15 protein-coding genes are annotated in these 15,681 nt (G+C 58.0%); 9 read left to right on the plus strand and 6 right to left on the minus strand.

Annotated elements, in window-relative coordinates:
• The first annotated feature begins 180 nt into the window (after positions 1–180).
• Positions 181–903 (plus strand): purine-nucleoside phosphorylase, encoded by a 723-nt coding sequence (gene deoD / locus K5E19_RS19515; RefSeq protein ID WP_010427122.1) that lies wholly within the window; start codon positions 181–183, stop codon positions 901–903.
• A gap of 85 nt (positions 904–988) precedes the next feature.
• Here deoD and lplA read toward each other — a convergent pair whose 3' ends face one another.
• Positions 989–2,005, minus strand: coding sequence for a lipoate--protein ligase LplA (gene lplA, locus K5E19_RS19520; protein ID WP_221552658.1), 1,017 nt, complete (start codon positions 2,003–2,005; stop codon positions 989–991).
• A gap of 39 nt (positions 2,006–2,044) precedes the next feature.
• Positions 2,045–2,689, minus strand: coding sequence for a YtjB family periplasmic protein (locus K5E19_RS19525; RefSeq protein ID WP_108417139.1), 645 nt, complete (start codon positions 2,687–2,689; stop codon positions 2,045–2,047).
• A 117-nt stretch (positions 2,690–2,806) separates the two neighbouring features.
• Between K5E19_RS19525 and serB the strand changes: the two genes are divergently transcribed.
• The 3 genes from serB to nadR all read left to right on the plus strand — a co-directional run bounded on the left by serB (position 2,807) and on the right by nadR (position 6,505).
• Positions 2,807–3,775 carry a phosphoserine phosphatase gene (serB, locus tag K5E19_RS19530; RefSeq protein ID WP_221552660.1) on the plus strand — a complete coding sequence of 323 codons (969 nt, stop codon included), beginning with the start codon at positions 2,807–2,809 and terminating at the stop codon, positions 3,773–3,775.
• A 74-nt stretch (positions 3,776–3,849) separates the two neighbouring features.
• Positions 3,850–5,235: a DNA repair protein RadA gene (gene radA, locus K5E19_RS19535; RefSeq protein WP_014068810.1), complete on the plus strand. Its 1,386-nt coding sequence runs from the start codon at positions 3,850–3,852 to the stop codon at positions 5,233–5,235.
• A gap of 37 nt (positions 5,236–5,272) precedes the next feature.
• A complete protein-coding gene (nadR, locus tag K5E19_RS19540) occupies positions 5,273–6,505 on the plus strand; it encodes a multifunctional transcriptional regulator/nicotinamide-nucleotide adenylyltransferase/ribosylnicotinamide kinase NadR (RefSeq protein WP_221552661.1) in 1,233 nt (410 codons plus the stop codon).
• Between the two features lie 65 nt (positions 6,506–6,570).
• On the opposite strand, the gene K5E19_RS19545 is transcribed toward nadR, so the two are convergent.
• Entirely contained in the window at positions 6,571–7,572 is a 1,002-nt protein-coding gene (locus tag K5E19_RS19545) for a zinc-binding alcohol dehydrogenase family protein (RefSeq protein WP_221552662.1), read from the minus strand.
• A 108-nt stretch (positions 7,573–7,680) separates the two neighbouring features.
• Between K5E19_RS19545 and K5E19_RS19550 the strand changes: the two genes are divergently transcribed.
• Positions 7,681–8,580, plus strand: coding sequence for a LysR family transcriptional regulator (locus tag K5E19_RS19550; protein WP_221552663.1), 900 nt, complete (start codon positions 7,681–7,683; stop codon positions 8,578–8,580).
• 91 nt (positions 8,581–8,671) lie between these two features.
• On the opposite strand, the gene ettA is transcribed toward K5E19_RS19550, so the two are convergent.
• Positions 8,672–10,339, minus strand: coding sequence for an energy-dependent translational throttle protein EttA (gene ettA, locus K5E19_RS19555; RefSeq protein WP_047060206.1), 1,668 nt, complete (start codon positions 10,337–10,339; stop codon positions 8,672–8,674).
• Between the two features lie 226 nt (positions 10,340–10,565).
• On the opposite strand from ettA, the gene sltY reads away from it, so the two are divergent.
• Both sltY and trpR read left to right on the plus strand, forming a co-directional pair.
• Positions 10,566–12,503: a murein transglycosylase gene (gene sltY / locus K5E19_RS19560; protein WP_221552664.1), complete on the plus strand. Its 1,938-nt coding sequence runs from the start codon at positions 10,566–10,568 to the stop codon at positions 12,501–12,503.
• A 55-nt stretch (positions 12,504–12,558) separates the two neighbouring features.
• Positions 12,559–12,888: a trp operon repressor gene (trpR, locus tag K5E19_RS19565; RefSeq protein ID WP_047346298.1), complete on the plus strand. Its 330-nt coding sequence runs from the start codon at positions 12,559–12,561 to the stop codon at positions 12,886–12,888.
• Positions 12,889–12,915: 27 nt separating this feature from the next.
• Here trpR and yjjX read toward each other — a convergent pair whose 3' ends face one another.
• Entirely contained in the window at positions 12,916–13,431 is a 516-nt protein-coding gene (yjjX, locus tag K5E19_RS19570) for an inosine/xanthosine triphosphatase (RefSeq protein WP_221552665.1), read from the minus strand.
• 49 nt (positions 13,432–13,480) lie between these two features.
• Here yjjX and gpmB point away from each other — a divergent pair, with 49 nt between their 5' ends.
• Positions 13,481–14,128 carry a 2,3-diphosphoglycerate-dependent phosphoglycerate mutase GpmB gene (gene gpmB / locus K5E19_RS19575; protein WP_008502057.1) on the plus strand — a complete coding sequence of 216 codons (648 nt, stop codon included), beginning with the start codon at positions 13,481–13,483 and terminating at the stop codon, positions 14,126–14,128.
• On the opposite strand, the gene robA is transcribed toward gpmB, so the two are convergent.
• Positions 14,125–14,994 (minus strand): MDR efflux pump AcrAB transcriptional activator RobA, encoded by an 870-nt coding sequence (robA, locus tag K5E19_RS19580; RefSeq protein ID WP_023336739.1) that lies wholly within the window; start codon positions 14,992–14,994, stop codon positions 14,125–14,127. The two genes, gpmB and robA, sit on opposite strands and share 4 nt — an antisense overlap.
• A 211-nt stretch (positions 14,995–15,205) precedes the next feature.
• Here robA and creA point away from each other — a divergent pair, with 211 nt between their 5' ends.
• Positions 15,206–15,676 (plus strand): protein CreA, encoded by a 471-nt coding sequence (creA, locus tag K5E19_RS19585; protein WP_010427098.1) that lies wholly within the window; start codon positions 15,206–15,208, stop codon positions 15,674–15,676.
• Positions 15,677–15,681 lie beyond the last annotated feature (5 nt).

A 15,681-nucleotide genomic window follows, 5' to 3' on the forward strand; every position in this document is an offset into this window, starting at 1 on the left:
TATTGCGAAATACTTTGGTACGTCTGACATGGAATATGGCAAGGCCATGTTCTAAATGGATAGGGTGCGGTCTGATGCCCTCACCCCGGCCCTCTCCCACAGGGAGAGGGAGAACAGAATGTAGGCCGGGTCAGGCGTAGCCGCCACCCGGCAAAAACAACAATGTAAAAGGAACTGAAGATGGCAACTCCTCACATTAATGCAGAAATGGGTGATTTCGCTGACGTCGTATTGATGCCGGGCGACCCGCTGCGCGCGAAGCACATTGCTGAAACCTTCCTGGAAGACGTGCGTGAAGTGAACAACGTTCGCGGCATGCTGGGCTTCACCGGTACCTATAAAGGCCGCAAAATCTCCGTGATGGGCCATGGCATGGGTATCCCATCCTGCTCCATCTACACCAAAGAGCTGATCACCGACTTCGGCGTGAAAAAAATCATCCGCGTTGGCTCCTGCGGCGCGGTGCGCATGGACGTTAAGCTGCGCGATATCGTTATCGGTATGGGTGCCTGCACCGATTCCAAAGTGAACCGCATGCGTTTCAAAGACCATGACTTCGCGGCGATTGCTGACTTCGGCATGGTGCGTGACGCGGTTGACGCGGCAAAAGCGCTGGGCGTTGAAGCGCGCGTGGGTAACATCTTCTCTGCTGACCTGTTCTATGCACCGGACGGCGGCGAGATGTTCGACGTGATGGAAAAATACGGCATTCTGGGCGTGGAAATGGAAGCGGCGGGTATCTACGGCGTTGCGGCTGAGTTTGGTGCGAAAGCGCTGACCATCTGCACCGTGTCCGACCACATCCGTACCCACGAGCAGACCACCGCTGCCGAGCGTCAGACTACCTTCAACGACATGATCAAAATCGCGCTGGAATCCGTTCTGCTGGGCGATAAAGAGTAAGAGCTGGTGTGCCGGGTGGCGGCTTCGCCTGACCCGGCCTACGGTTTTGTAGGCCCGCTAAGCGCAGCGCCAGCGGGCTTTTTTACTAGCGCACGGCCTGCGCAATCCATGCTGACAAATCCCTTAACTCTTTTTCCTGCTCCGGAAAATCCCCAATCAACGCGTCGCATTCCTGCTGCAGCATATCCGCCCGGTACAAACAGCCCTGTAAACGTGCTGCGAGTGCTTCCAGCGGTGCCGGATTCAGGCTATCCGTGAACACCTGCGTGCGGGTGATATGACCTTTCTCCACGTCGAAATGCAGTTCCACGCCGCCCCAGGTAAAACGCTCGTCCAGCAGATGGGAAAACGCAGGCGCCTGACCGAAGTTCCACTCCCAACTGCTCTGGCGGGCGAAGGTTTCGGCGAAGTTGGGCAGGTCCGGGGTTTTGTCAGGGGAGATCACTTCTGCTTCCACGCGCTCGCCGTAATGTTCAAAGAACGCGTCACGGATCGCATCGCAAACCTGCTCATGCGTAATCCCCGGCAGCAGCTCCACCAGATTTGCCACGCGTCCGCGCACGGAGGTAATCCCCTTAGCCTGGAGCTTTTTCTTGTCCGGATTCAGGTAGTTCGCCAGACGGCTCAGGTCGGCGTTCAGCAACAGGGTGCCGTGGTGGAAGCCGCGATCCATGGTTTCGCGGTAGGCGGAGCCGGAGACCTTACGGTCGCCCTCGGGGGTTTTCACTACCAGATCGTTACGCCCGGACGCGTCCGCCGTCACGCCGAGTGAATTCAGCGCGTTAAGGACAATCGAGGTGGAGATGGTTTTGTCGTACTCCGGTTTACCCGCCATAAAGGTAAAACAGGTATTGCCCAGATCGTGAAACACCGCGCCGCCGCCGCTGCTGCGACGCGCGAGACGGACGTTGTCCTCTTCCATGCGCCGCGTGTTGCACTCTTTCCACGGGTTTTGCGCGCGGCCAATAACTACCGTATCGGCATTGCGCCAGAGAAACAGCACGCGCTGGGTGGCGGGCATCTGGCGGAAGATGCACTCTTCCACCGCGAGATTAAACCAGGGATCGTACGAGTCAGAGATAAGCAGGCGTAACGTCGTCATGGCAAAGTTCCTTTTCTGAGTCATTCGCCTACTTTATCACTATTCTTTCTTCTCGCTCTCTTCGTCTTCGGGAACCGACTTGCTGGCGGTCAGGAGGAACGGTGACTGCTGCCAGCGAGTACGCTTGCCCTGAAGCAGGGTTCGCGCCAGCACAACGCCAATGGCCAGCGAGAGCAGCAGCATCAGGCGCAAAATATTGGTGGTGTTATCGACCTGCTTGGCTTCGGTCGGCAGAGTATGCGTGTCGAGCGTCAGGCGCAGGTAGCCCAGCGGACCATTCTTGCCCTGAATGGGTTCGACGATCTGCTGGTTAAAGTAGCCCCCGGCTTTTTTACCGTCCAGTGCCAGCCTGTCGCGCACATTAACGTGCTCGCCCGCGCGGGCAATCAGATCGCCTTGCTCATCGTAAACACCGGCATCCAGAATGCGGCTGTTTTCAGTGAGTTGACGTAAAACCTGGCCTATCCGCTTATCATCCGGCGTTTCGGTACGCATTGAGGGGGCAACGTTGAGCGTGACCTGACGCGCCAGCGTGCGGGCCAGCTCTTCAAACTGCGGGTTACGCTGCCGTTGATGGTTCTGGCTAAACCACGATGCCCCTTGCATCAGCGCCACCAGAAGTGCGAGACAGATCAGGACAATCACGGCGCGATGAAGCCGGAATTTCAGTTTTGCGCGAGCCATATTCCACCTGCTGAAAATTTACGGCTTAATGTTGCCAGAAGTGATGGTTACAAGGTAGCCTCATGCGTTATTTTCCCTCTGGAACCTTCCGGCGCGAACGAATTTACAGGAGCTTTAATGCCGAACATTACCTGGTGCGACCTGCCAACGGATGTCTCTTTATGGCCAGGATTGCCGCTCTCTTTAAGTGGCGATGAGGTGATGCCTCTGGATTACCACGCCGGTCGTAGCGGCTGGCTGCTTTACGGACGCGGTCTGGACAAGCAGCGCCTGACCCAGTACCAAACCAAACTGGGCGCCGCGATGGTGATTGTCGCCGCCTGGTGCGTGGAAGACTACCAGGTCATCCGCCTGGCGGGTTCCCTGACGCAGCGTGCAACGCGTCTGGCGCATGACGCCGGGCTGGACGTCGCGCCGCTCGGTAAAATTCCGCACCTGAAAACCCCTGGCCTGCTGGTCATGGACATGGACTCAACCGCCATTCAGATCGAGTGTATCGACGAGATTGCGAAGCTGGCGGGCAGCGGCGAGCTGGTGGCGGAAGTTACCGAGCGTGCGATGCGCGGCGAGCTGGACTTCACCGCCAGCCTGCGCCAGCGCGTGGCGACCCTGAAAGGGGCCGACGCCAATATTCTGCGCCAGGTGCGCGACGTGCTGCCGCTGATGCCTGGGCTGACGCAGCTGGTGCTGAAGCTGCAGTCCCTCGGCTGGAAAGTGGCAATTGCCTCTGGCGGCTTCACCTTCTTTGCGGATTACCTGCGGGAAAAACTGCATCTGACCACCGTGGTGGCCAATGAACTGGAGATCATGGACGGCAAGCTGACCGGCCAGGTGATCGGCGACATCGTGGATGCCCAGTACAAAGCCAACACGCTGACGCGTCTGGCGGAAAAGTATGAAATTCCGGTCGAGCAGACCGTCGCCATCGGGGACGGCGCGAACGACCTGCCGATGATCAAAGCGGCTGGCCTTGGCATTGCCTACCATGCCAAGCCGAAAGTGAATGAAAAGACGGAAGTGACTATCCGTCACGCTGACCTGATGGGGGTGTTCTGCATTCTCTCCGGCAGCCTTAATCAGAAATAACGGTCTGCTTTGTAGGCCGGGTAAGCGTAAGCGCCACCCGGCACGCAGGCCGCACAGAAATAACGAGGTAAACCGTGGCGAAAGCTCCAAAACGCGCATTTGTCTGTAATGAATGTGGTGCGGATTATCCGCGCTGGCAGGGGCAATGCAGCGCCTGTCATGCCTGGAACACCATCACCGAAGTGCGTGGTGTGGCGGCTTCGCCGAGCGTGGCCCGCAACGAGCGCCTGAGCGGCTACGCCGGTAACGCGGGCGTGGCGAAGGTGCAAAAACTTTCAGACATCAGCCTCGAAGAGCTGCCGCGCTTCTCCACCGGGTTCAAAGAGTTTGACCGCGTGCTCGGCGGCGGCGTGGTGCCGGGCAGCGCAATTCTGATCGGCGGTAACCCGGGGGCGGGTAAATCGACCCTGCTGCTGCAAACGCTCTGCAAGCTCGCTGAACAGATGAAAACCCTGTACGTCACGGGGGAAGAGTCACTGCAGCAGGTGGCGATGCGCGCGCACCGCCTGGGCCTGCCGACCGGCAACCTGAACATGCTCTCCGAAACCAGCATCGAGCAGATCTGCATGATTGCTGAAGAAGAGCAGCCGAAGCTGATGGTGATCGACTCCATCCAGGTGATGCACATGGCGGACATTCAGTCCTCGCCGGGCAGCGTCGCGCAGGTGCGTGAAACCGCGGCGTACCTGACGCGCTTTGCCAAAACGCGCGGCGTGGCGATTGTGATGGTCGGCCATGTGACCAAAGACGGCTCGCTGGCCGGGCCGAAGGTGCTTGAACACTGTATCGACTGCTCCGTGATGCTCGACGGCGACGCGGATTCCCGTTTCCGTACCCTGCGCAGCCACAAGAACCGTTTTGGGGCGGTGAACGAACTGGGCGTGTTTGCCATGACCGAACAGGGGCTGCGCGAAGTCAGCAACCCGTCGGCCATCTTCCTGAGCCGTGGCGATGAGATCACCTCCGGCAGTTCGGTGATGGTGCTGTGGGAAGGGACGCGCCCGCTGCTTGTCGAAATTCAGGCGCTGGTGGACGTGTCGATGATGGGCAACCCGCGGCGCGTGGCGGTCGGTCTGGAACAGAACCGTCTGGCGATCCTGCTGGCGGTGCTGCACCGTCACGGCGGGCTGCAGATGGCGGATCAGGACGTCTTCGTTAACGTGGTCGGCGGCGTCAAAGTCACTGAGACCAGCGCAGACCTGGCGTTGCTGCTGGCGATGGTCTCCAGCCTGCGCGACAGGCCGCTGCCGCAGGATCTGGTGGTCTTCGGCGAAGTGGGCCTCGCCGGGGAAATCCGTCCGGTGCCCAGCGGCCAGGAGCGTATCTCCGAGGCGGCAAAACACGGCTTCCGCCGGGCGATCGTTCCCGCCGCCAACGTGCCGAAAAAAATCCCGGAAGGGATGCAGGTATTTGGCGTGAAGAAACTCGCAGATGCGTTAAATGTCTTTGACGACTTATAATTACGTAAATTTGATTTTGCAGGAGGCACCGTAATTTATGTCATCATTTGACTACATCAAGACCGCAATCCGCCAGAAGGGCTGCACGCTGCAGCAGGTGGCGGACGCCAGCGGCATGACCAAAGGCTACCTGAGCCAGCTGCTGAACGCCAAAATCAAAAGCCCCAGCGCGCAGAAGCTCGAAGCACTGCACCGCTTTCTGGGGCTGGAATTCCCGCGTATGCAAAAGAACATCGGCGTGGTGTTCGGCAAGTTTTACCCGCTGCATACCGGACATATCTATCTGATCCAGCGCGCCTGTAGCCAGGTTGACGAGCTGCACATCATCATGGGCTACGACGAAACCCGCGACCGTCAGCTGTTTGAAGACAGCGCCATGTCGCAGCAGCCCACGGTGCCGGACCGCCTGCGCTGGCTGCTCCAGACCTTTAAGTACCAGAAAAATATTCGTATTCATGCCTTTAACGAAGAGGGCATGGAGCCGTATCCGCACGGCTGGGACGTGTGGAGCAACGGCATCAAAGCATTTATGGAAGAGAAGGGCATTGCGCCGAACTGGATCTACACCTCTGAAAAGTCCGACGCGCCGCAGTTCCGCGAGCATCTGGGTATCGAGACGGTGCTGATCGATCCGAAGCGTACCTTTATGAACATCAGCGGGGCGCAGATCCGCGAAAACCCGTTCCGCTACTGGGATTACATCCCGACCGAAGTGAAGCCGTTCTTCGTGCGCACGGTGGCTATTCTGGGCGGTGAATCGAGCGGTAAATCAACGCTGGTCAACAAGCTGGCGAACATCTTCAACACCACCAGCGCGTGGGAGTATGGGCGCGATTATGTGTTCTCGCACCTCGGCGGCGACGAGATGGCATTGCAGTATTCGGACTACGATAAAATTGCCCTCGGACACGCCCAGTACATTGATTTTGCGGTGAAATACGCCAATAAAGTGGCCTTTATCGATACCGATTTCGTCACCACGCAGGCGTTCTGTAAAAAGTACGAGGGGCGCGAACACCCGTTCGTGCAGGCGCTGATTGACGAATACCGTTTTGACCTGGTGATCCTGCTGGAAAATAATACCCCGTGGGTGGCCGACGGCATGCGCAGCCTCGGCAGCTCGGTGGACAGGCGAGAGTTTCAGACCATGCTGGTGGAGATGCTCAACGAAAACAACGTTGAGTTTGTGCATGTGGAAGAGTCGGACTACGACTCCCGTTTCCTGCGCTGCGTCGAGCTGGTGAAGGAGATGATGGGAGAGCAGGGTTAAAGACGGCTCCGTGCTATCCCCTCTCCCCTATGGGGAGAGGGTCAGGGTGAGGGGGAACAAATCACTCAATACTCAACCACCACTTTCCCCCGCATATGCCCCTCCAGCACCTTACGGTGCGCCTCGGTAATGCTTTCCACGCTCAGTCCGTGTAGCGTTTCGCTAAGCGAGCTTTCGACCACGCCGTTATCCACCAGTTTCGCCACCTCATTTAAAATCTCACCCTGACGCGCCATATCCGCCGTCTGGTACATGCTGCGGGTGTACATAAACTCCCAGTGCAGCGCGGCGGATTTGGACTTCAGCTTGTCCTGGTTCAGCGGACGTTCATTCTCAACGATGGAGCAGATATGCCCCTGCGGCGCAATCAGTTCGCTGACCGCATCCCAGTGCCCGTCGGTGTCGTTGAGGATGAAAATGTAATCCACAAAGGTCAGCCCGTGTTTCGCCAGCTCGCCTTTCAGGTCACGGTAGTTGACGACAACGTCAGCCCCGCGCTCGCGGCACCACCGGGCGGAATCTTCTCGGGAAGCGGTTGCAACGATCTTCACCTTACTGTTGTGCTTCGCAAACGGGATCGCCAGCGATCCCACGCCGCCCGCGCCGCCGATGATCAGCAGCGTTTTGTCCGCCTCTGCATCCTGAATATTCAGCCGTTCAAACAGGCCTTCCCACGCGGTGAGCGCGGTTAAGGGCAGTGCTGCGGCAGCCGCCCAGCCGAGGCTGGAAGGCTTGCGCCCGACAATGCGCGCATCGATCAACTGATGCGTGGTATTGCTGCCCGGTCGGGTGATGTCGCCCGCGTACCACACTTCGTCACCCGGTTTGAATCCGGTGACGCCAGCCCCAACGGCTTTGACGATCCCGCTGGCGTCCCAGCCGAGCACTCGCGGATCTTTCAGCCCGCTTTTGGCAATGCCCGCGTGGACTTTGGTATCGACCGGGTTAATGGAAACGGCTTTAACCTCCACCAGCAGATCGTGCTCGCCGGGCTGCGGCATCGGCGGGGTGATTTCAATGAAGGTGGACGGATTTTCTGGGTTAACGGCAACGGCTTTAACAGACATGGTGTGCTCCTCAATGGAATGCGTTTTGTTGAGGCTAGTCTATTAAGTGGACAGCTGCGTGATAAGATGGACAATCAAGAACTCAGCGTTCGTACAGGATGAACAATCATGTTTAAGCAGCTGCAGGATATGGCGCTGTTCGCGCTGGTGGCGGAGATGGGCAGCTTTACCGCGGCGGCGCAGAAAGCCGAACTGCCAAAATCCAGCGTTAGCCAGCGAATTAGCCAGCTGGAGCAGCAGGTAGGGATCCGCCTGCTGAACCGCACCACGCGCAGGATCAGCCTCACGTTTGCGGGCGAGCACTATCTGGTGCACTGCCGCGAGATGCTGGCAGCCAGCGAGCGGGCCGAGTACGCCATTCAGCGGCTGCGCGAAAACCCCAGCGGGCGGCTGCGGATCACCTGTCCGGCGGGAATTGGGGCGACGCTGCTGGCGCATATGAACGCCGAGTTCCAGCTTCGCTATCCTGACGTGTCGCTGGATGTGTCGATCTCTGATGACGTGGTGGATCTGGTCGAGGCCGGGTTTGACGTGGCGCTGCGTACCGGCAAGCCGCAGGACTCCTCCCTGATTGGCCGGATGATCGGCCACTGCCCGCGCTACATGCTGGCCTCGCCGGACTATCTGGCGCGTCGGGAGCCGTTAATTCATCCCCGTCAGCTGGTGGATCACCGCTGCATTACGCACCGGGCATGGTCGGAGTGGCTTCTGCGAAGCGAGGGTGAGGATTACCGCTACCTGCCGGATAACGCCCATATGACCGATAATCTGGTCTACGCCCGCGAGTGTGCGATTGCTGGTGCGGGGATCACGCTCTTACCCGCGTTTCTGCTGGAAGATAAGATCGAAAAGGGTGCGCTGGTTAAGGTGCTGCCGGAGTGGAGTGTTGAAGGTAACGATCTGTGGCTGGCGTACCCAAGCCGCAAGCTGAACTCGCCCGCGCTGATGAGCTATATCGAGTTTGCGATGCAGTTCGATGAGGTGAAGCGGTATTACGTGGGCAAATAAAAAGCCGGGTGGCGCTCACGCTTACCCGGCCTACAAACTGCGCAGTACCGTAGGCCGGGTAAGGCGAAGCCGCCACCCGGCACTCAGGCACTTATTTCGAAATACGCTTGTACTTAATACGCTTCGGCTCCAGCGCGTCGGCGCCCAGCGTGCGTTTCTTGTACTCTTCGTATTCGGTGAAGTTACCTTCGAAGAACTCCACTTTACCTTCATCCTGGTAGTCCAGGATGTGGGTCGCGATACGGTCCAGGAACCAGCGGTCGTGCGAGATAACCATCGCGCAGCCCGGGAACTCCAGCAGGGCGTTTTCAAGCGCGCGCAGGGTTTCGATATCCAGGTCGTTTGTTGGTTCATCGAGCAACAGAACGTTACCGCCCACCTGCAGCAGCTTCGCCAGGTGCAGACGACCGCGCTCGCCGCCGGACAGCTCGCCCACGCGTTTGCCCTGGTCGGTGCCTTTGAAGTTGAAGCGGCCTACGTAGGCGCGGCTTGGCATCTCGGTGTTGCCGATACGCATGATATCCAGACCGCCGGAGACTTCTTCCCACACGGTTTTGCTGTTGTCCATCGCGTCACGGAACTGGTCAACGGAGGCCAGCTTCACGGTTTCACCCAGGGTGATAGAGCCGCTGTCAGGCTGTTCCTGACCGGACATCATGCGGAACAGGGTCGATTTACCCGCGCCGTTCGGACCGATGATGCCAACGATAGCGCCTTTCGGTACGGAGAAGGTCAGGTCGTCGATCAGCAGACGGTCGCCGTAGGACTTACGCAGGTTGGTCACTTCAACCACTTTATCCCCCAGACGTGCTCCAGGCGGAATAAACAGTTCGTTGGTTTCGTTACGTTTCTGGTATTCGGTGTTGTTCAGCTCTTCGAAGCGTGCCAGACGGGCTTTGCCCTTAGACTGACGGCCTTTCGCGCCCTGACGAACCCACTCCAGCTCTTTCTCAATAGACTTGCGACGTGCCGCTTCTTGAGAAGCTTCCTGCGCCAGACGCTGATCTTTCTGCTCCAGCCAGGAGGAGTAGTTGCCTTCCCACGGAATACCTTCGCCGCGGTCCAGCTCCAGGATCCAGCCAGCGACGTTGTCGAGGAAGTAACGGTCGTGGGTGATCGCCACAACGGTGCCTTCGAAGTCGTGCAGGAAGCGCTCCAGCCACGCCACGGATTCCGCATCCAGGTGGTTGGTTGGTTCGTCGAGCAGCAGCATGTCTGGTTTTTCCAGCAGCAGGCGGCACAGCGCCACGCGGCGGCGTTCACCCCCGGAGAGGTTCGCGATTTTCGCATCCCAGTCCGGCAGACGCAGGGCATCAGCCGCGCGCTCCAGCTGCACGTTCAGGTTGTGACCGTCGTGCGCCTGGATAATCTCTTCATACTTGCCCTGCTGAGCGGCCAGCTTGTCGAAGTCCGCATCCGGCTCGGCGTATTTGGCATACACTTCATCCAGACCTTTCAGCGCGTTAACCACTTCGGAAACCGCTTCTTCAACGGATTCGCGAACGGTGTGTTCCGGGTTCAGCTGAGGTTCCTGCGGCAGGTAACCGATCTTGATGCCAGGCTGCGGACGGGCTTCACCTTCGATGTCTGTATCGATGCCCGCCATGATGCGCAGCAGGGTGGACTTACCGGCACCGTTGAGACCCAGAACACCGATTTTTGCGCCCGGGAAGAAGCTCAGCGAGATATTTTTAAGAATATGACGTTTCGGCGGGACAACTTTGCCGACACGATGCATGGTATAAACGAATTGAGCCACGTTGGACTTCGCCTCTTTTATCGTAATGAGAAGGAATTTCAGCCTCGAAGTGTAGCCTTTTTCACGTCCTAATCCCAGCCAGGAACGTCGGGAGTGTTAAAACGCGCAGGAAAGGTAAAAAAGTGTCCATGACGTGGCGCGTTGCAGGATGCCTGGTTAGCATAAGTGAATGCAACATTGACGTGGCAAGACGCTGCAACTAACGAAAAACAATGAGGAAGAGCGTGTGGAAAAAGCCAAACGGGTGGTCTGGCGTCTGCTGGCTGCCAGCGTGTGCGTAATGGCGGTAAGCCAGGCGGTGCATGCCGATTCACTGGATGAACAACGTAACCGCTACGCCCAAATTAAACAGGCGTGGGACAACAAGCAGATGGATACCGTGCAGGCGCTGATGCCGACGCTAAAGGATTATCCGCTGTATCCGTATCTGGAGTATCGTCAAATCACTGACGATCTGATGAACCAGCCCACCGTCACCGTGAACAACTTCATCCAGGCGAACCCGACCCTCCCGCCTGCCCGAAATCTCCAGTCTCGTTTTGTGAATGAGCTGGCACGTCGTGAAGACTGGCGCGGACTGCTGGCGTTTAGCCCGGAAAAACCGGGCACGACGGAAGCGCAGTGTAATTACTATTACGCCAAATGGGCCACGGGACAGCAGGAAGAGGCCTGGGTCGGTGCGAAAGATCTCTGGCTGACGGGAAAAAGCCAGCCTAACGCCTGTGATTCGCTCTTCGGCGCATGGCGCGCATCGGGCAAACAAGATCCACTGGCTTATCTTGAACGCATTCGCCTGGCGATGAAGGCCGGGAACACGCGTCTGGTCACCGCGCTGGCGGGGCAGATGCCGTCCGACTATCAAACCATTTCGTCTGCTGTCATCGGGCTGGCAAACGATCCGAACAGCGTGCTGACCTTTGCCCGCAGTACGGGCGCGACAGATTTCACGCGACAAATGGCAGCGGTCGCCTTTACCAGCGTGGCGCGTGACGACGTGGAAAACGCGCGGCTGATGATCCCGCAGCTGGTGCAGGCACAGCAGCTTAACGAAGAACAAACGCAGGAATTGCGCGATATCGTGGCGTGGCGACTGATGGGCACCGATGTGACCGACGAGCAGGCGCGCTGGCGTGACGATGCGATCATGCGTTCAAACTCTACCTCGCTTGTCGAGCGCCGCGTGCGAATGGCGCTGGGCACGGGCGATCGTCGTGGGCTGAATACCTGGCTTGCGCGTCTGCCGATGGATGCCAAAGAGAAAGATGAATGGCGCTACTGGCAGGCTGACCTGCTGCTGGAGCGTGGTCGTGATGATGAAGCTAAAGCGATCCTCCACGCCTTGATGCAGCAGCGCGGATTCTACCCGATGGCAGCGGCGCAGCGGCTGGGCGAGGAGTACACGCTTAAGATCGACAAAGCGCCCGCCAACGCGAACCCGGCGCTGACGCAGGGGCCGGAGATGGCGCGCGTGCGCGAGCTGATGTACTGGAATATGGACAACACCGCGCGCAGCGAGTGGGCGAACCTGGTCACCAGCCGCACCACCGACGAGAAAGCCCAGCTTGCCCGCTACGCGTTTGATAACCGCTGGTGGGATCTGAGCGTGCAGGCGACGATCGCCGGTAAGCTCTGGGATCATCTGGAAGAGCGTTTCCCGCTGGCGTACAAGGATCTTTTCGATCGCTATACCAGCGGCAAAGACATCCCGCAAAGCTATGCGATGGCGATTGCCCGTCAGGAGAGTGCCTGGAACCCGAAAGTGCGATCCCCTGTGGGGGCCAGCGGCCTGATGCAAATCATGCCGGGTACGGCGACGCACACGGTGAAGATGTTCAACATTCCAGGCTACAGCAGCCCGTCACAGCTTCTCGATCCAGATACCAACATCAACATCGGTACCAGCTATCTCCAGTACGTGTATCAGCAGTTTGGCAATAACCGCATCTTCGCGTCGGCGGCGTATAACGCTGGGCCGGGACGCGTGCGCACCTGGCTTGGCAACAGCGCCGGACGCATCGACGCGGTGGCGTTTGTTGAGAGCATCCCGTTCTCGGAAACGCGCGGCTACGTGAAGAACGTGCTGGCCTATGACGCCTACTATCGCTACTTCATGGGGCAGAAAGATACCCTGATGAGCGATGTCGAGTGGCAGAGACGTTACTGATCGGCGTGGGTTGTGTTATGCTGTACTCGCTAATGAGTACAAGAGGCAGCATAACATGACCCAGCATTCCCCGTATTCCTCGGCGATGGCCGAACAGCGTCACCAGGAGTGGCTTCGTTTTGTGGAGCTGCTTCGCCAGTCTTACGATCAGGATTTGCACTTACCGCTTATGCAGCTGATGCTCACGCCGGACGAGCGTGAGGCACTGGGCACACGCGTGCGGATTATCGAAGAGCTGCTGCGCGGCGAGATGAGCCAGCGTGAGCTGAAAAACGAGCTGGGCGCGGGCATCGCAACGATCACCCGCGGCTCGAACAGCCTGAAGTCGGCACCGGTTGAGCTGCGCCAGTGGCTGGAAGCGGTATTGCTGAAAAACGCCGGATGACGGCTACGCCTTATCCGGCCTGGAAACTTACCGATAAATCGCGTTATGGAACGGGCTTAGCGCCAGGATCACCGCCTGATGGTAAACGCCTGACCGCGTCAGCTTGCCGCCCGTAAATACGCCAATCGCCCCTTCTTTACGGCCAATCTCATCGATGCCGGTGTACTGCGACATCACCGGCCCGAGCGCTTCGCCTTCGCGAACTTTCTCCAGAATAATCTCCGGCAGGGGCAGGGTGGCCGAACGCGCTTCGCCGCGCTGCTCGCGGCTTTCGATCACCACCCAGCTAAAGGTGGCACCCTCGTCTATGCCTGCTTCAATGGCGACCCAAAAGTCAGCGTTCGGTACGGCTGTCTTCGCGTTTGCCACGCGATTTCGTGCGCCAGCGCGCGTTTCCTCGCTGCCAAACGGCTGTTCAGGTACGCCACTCTCGACGCCGACGGCCTCAATATGGCAGGATCCTTCGCCGAAAATCTCTTCAAAAGCCTTTAGAATTGCCTGAATTTTGGCAGGATTGGTGGTAGCAGAGACAACATGGTGCATAATTAAGCTCGATTCAAAAAAACTCATCGCAGTATAACGGAAAAAAAGCATGTTACAGGTATACCTTGTTCGCCACGGTGAAACGCAGTGGAACGCCGAGCGACGTATTCAAGGCCAGTCAGACAGTCCTCTCACCGAGAAAGGTGTGCAGCAAGCGTGGCAGGTGGCAGAGCGTGCCAGAACGCTGGGCATTACCCACGTCATTACCAGCGATCTCGGTCGTACGCAGCAGACGGCGCGCATCATTGCAGACGCCTGCGGCTGCGATGTGATGCTTGAACCGCGCCTGCGCGAGCTGGATATGGGCGTGCTGGAAAAGCGCCATATCGATACGCTGACGGAAACGGAAGAGGGCTGGCGTCGCACACTGGTGAACGGTACCGAAGATGGCCGTATCCCGGAAGGCGAATCCATGCAGGAGCTGAGCGTGCGAATGCATGCCGCGCTGGCGGAATGCCTGAAGCTTCCGGCGGGAAGCCGTCCGCTGCTGGTGAGCCATGGGATTGCGCTGGGCTGCCTGGTGAGCACCATTCTGGGGTTACCGGCTTACGCTGAGCGCCGTTTGCGTCTGCGCAACTGCTCCATTTCCCGAATTGATTACCAGGAAAGCGCGTGGCTGGCGTCGGGCTGGGTAGTGGAGATGGCAGGGGACATTTCGCATCTCGATGCCCCTGCGCTTGATGAACTGCAGCGTTAACGGCGAATAGGGATCAAGAATTCCATACGCAGATTGATTGGGCCTTCTTCCGGTTTGGCATCCTGCGCCGGGTAGTAGCGCTCAATATCCTGACCTTTACGGCGATTCAGATTCAGCATCGGCATGCAGGTTCCGTAAACGGTCAGGATAAACTCCTGAACGCCCGTTCCCAGCCCTTCATACGAGAACATCACGTACTCGCCGCCTTCCAGCACGACCGGTTTCGAACCCTGAATGTAGCCATTGGCCATCTCTGGCGTCAGCGCGGTGGTGTAGAACACCTCCTGCTCGTCGTCTTTTTCCTGGCTTGGGTGCGTTTCGTTGAGACCATACAGGATTGGCGGGATCGCCGGTGCGTGGCTCAGGAAGTCGCGCCAGAACTGGACGCGCATCTGATGACGGAACTCAGAAATTTGCTCCAGTGAACAGGAGTAGCTCTGCGTCGTGCCGATCAGATGGGTTTCCGGCAGCGTGACAATTTCGTATTTCGGCATCGCGAACTCGCCCAGACGCAGCGGCGGACGCATGCCAAACGAGCTCCAGTCCGGCGAGCGACGATAAAGCGCTGGCGTCAACGAGAACTGTTTTTTAAAGGCGCGGGTGAACGTCTGCTGCGAATCAAAACGGTACTGCAGGGCAATGTCCAGAATGGGACGCGCGGTCAGGCGCAAGGCCACAGCAGATTTAGATAAACGACGTGCGCGAATATAGGCACCGATAGCATGACCGGTGACATCCTTGAACATCCTTTGCAGATGCCACTTGGAATAGCCTGCTTTTGCCGCCACATTATCCAGTGACAAAGGCTGGTCGAGATGACCTTCCAGCCAGGTTAGCAGGTCGCGAATAATTCCAGCCTGATCCATATACTATCCTCATCCTTAAAACAGCAGGTGCCTGATAACAGGTTAGCGGATAATAGCATTTTTTGATGTTTTAGCATTCAGTGTTTTTTTTGCGCATTAATGCCTTTTACGGCTCGTTTTGGGCGAATATATTCTAATCCTGTGATCTTGCTACATTTTTGTCTAAAGTGTTGAATAATCGCCCAGTGCAATTTTAAAGAATGGTAACAATATGAAATACAAGACTTTGATCTTCACCGCGTTGCTGCTGATGGTCGGCCGCGCCGCGCAGGCAGAACAGATTGGCTCCGTCGATACCGTGTTCAAGATGTTTGGCCCGGACCACAAAATCGTGGTGGAGGCATTTGACGATCCGGACGTGAAGAACGTCACCTGCTACGTCAGCCGCGCGAAAACGGGCGGTATCAAAGGCGGCCTGGGACTGGCGGAAGATACCTCCGATGCGGCGATTTCTTGTCAGCAGGTGGGGCCGGTTGAGTTGAGCGATAAAATTAAAAACGGCAAAGCGCAGGGCGACGTGGTATTCCAGAAACGGACCTCGCTGGTGTTCAAAAAACTGCAGGTGGTGCGTTTCTACGATGCCAAGCGCAACACCCTCGCCTACCTCGCCTATTCCGACAAAGTGGTGGAAGGCTCGCCGAAAAACGCCATCAGCGCGGTGCCGATTATGCCGTGGCATTAATTCAG

Origin of the sequence: Enterobacter sp. RIT637 (assembly GCF_019718755.1) — a bacterium.
GTDB lineage: Bacteria > Pseudomonadota > Gammaproteobacteria > Enterobacterales > Enterobacteriaceae > Enterobacter.

Bases quoted from the DNA above. Each gene is read 5' to 3' on its own strand.
- deoD (WP_010427122.1), top strand. From the start codon at position 181: ATGGCAACTCCTCACATTAATGCAGAAATGGGTGATTTCGCTGACGTC.
- lplA (WP_221552658.1), bottom strand. From the start codon at position 2,005: ATGACGACGTTACGCCTGCTTATCTCTGACTCGTACGATCCCTGGTTT.
- K5E19_RS19525 (WP_108417139.1), bottom strand. From the start codon at position 2,689: ATGGCTCGCGCAAAACTGAAATTCCGGCTTCATCGCGCCGTGATTGTC.
- serB (WP_221552660.1), top strand. From the start codon at position 2,807: ATGCCGAACATTACCTGGTGCGACCTGCCAACGGATGTCTCTTTATGG.
- nadR (WP_221552661.1), top strand. From the start codon at position 5,273: ATGTCATCATTTGACTACATCAAGACCGCAATCCGCCAGAAGGGCTGC.
- K5E19_RS19545 (WP_221552662.1), bottom strand. From the start codon at position 7,572: ATGTCTGTTAAAGCCGTTGCCGTTAACCCAGAAAATCCGTCCACCTTC.
- K5E19_RS19550 (WP_221552663.1), top strand. From the start codon at position 7,681: ATGTTTAAGCAGCTGCAGGATATGGCGCTGTTCGCGCTGGTGGCGGAG.
- trpR (WP_047346298.1), top strand. From the start codon at position 12,559: ATGACCCAGCATTCCCCGTATTCCTCGGCGATGGCCGAACAGCGTCAC.
- yjjX (WP_221552665.1), bottom strand. From the start codon at position 13,431: ATGCACCATGTTGTCTCTGCTACCACCAATCCTGCCAAAATTCAGGCA.
- gpmB (WP_008502057.1), top strand. From the start codon at position 13,481: ATGTTACAGGTATACCTTGTTCGCCACGGTGAAACGCAGTGGAACGCC.
- robA (WP_023336739.1), bottom strand. From the start codon at position 14,994: ATGGATCAGGCTGGAATTATTCGCGACCTGCTAACCTGGCTGGAAGGT.
- creA (WP_010427098.1), top strand. From the start codon at position 15,206: ATGAAATACAAGACTTTGATCTTCACCGCGTTGCTGCTGATGGTCGGC.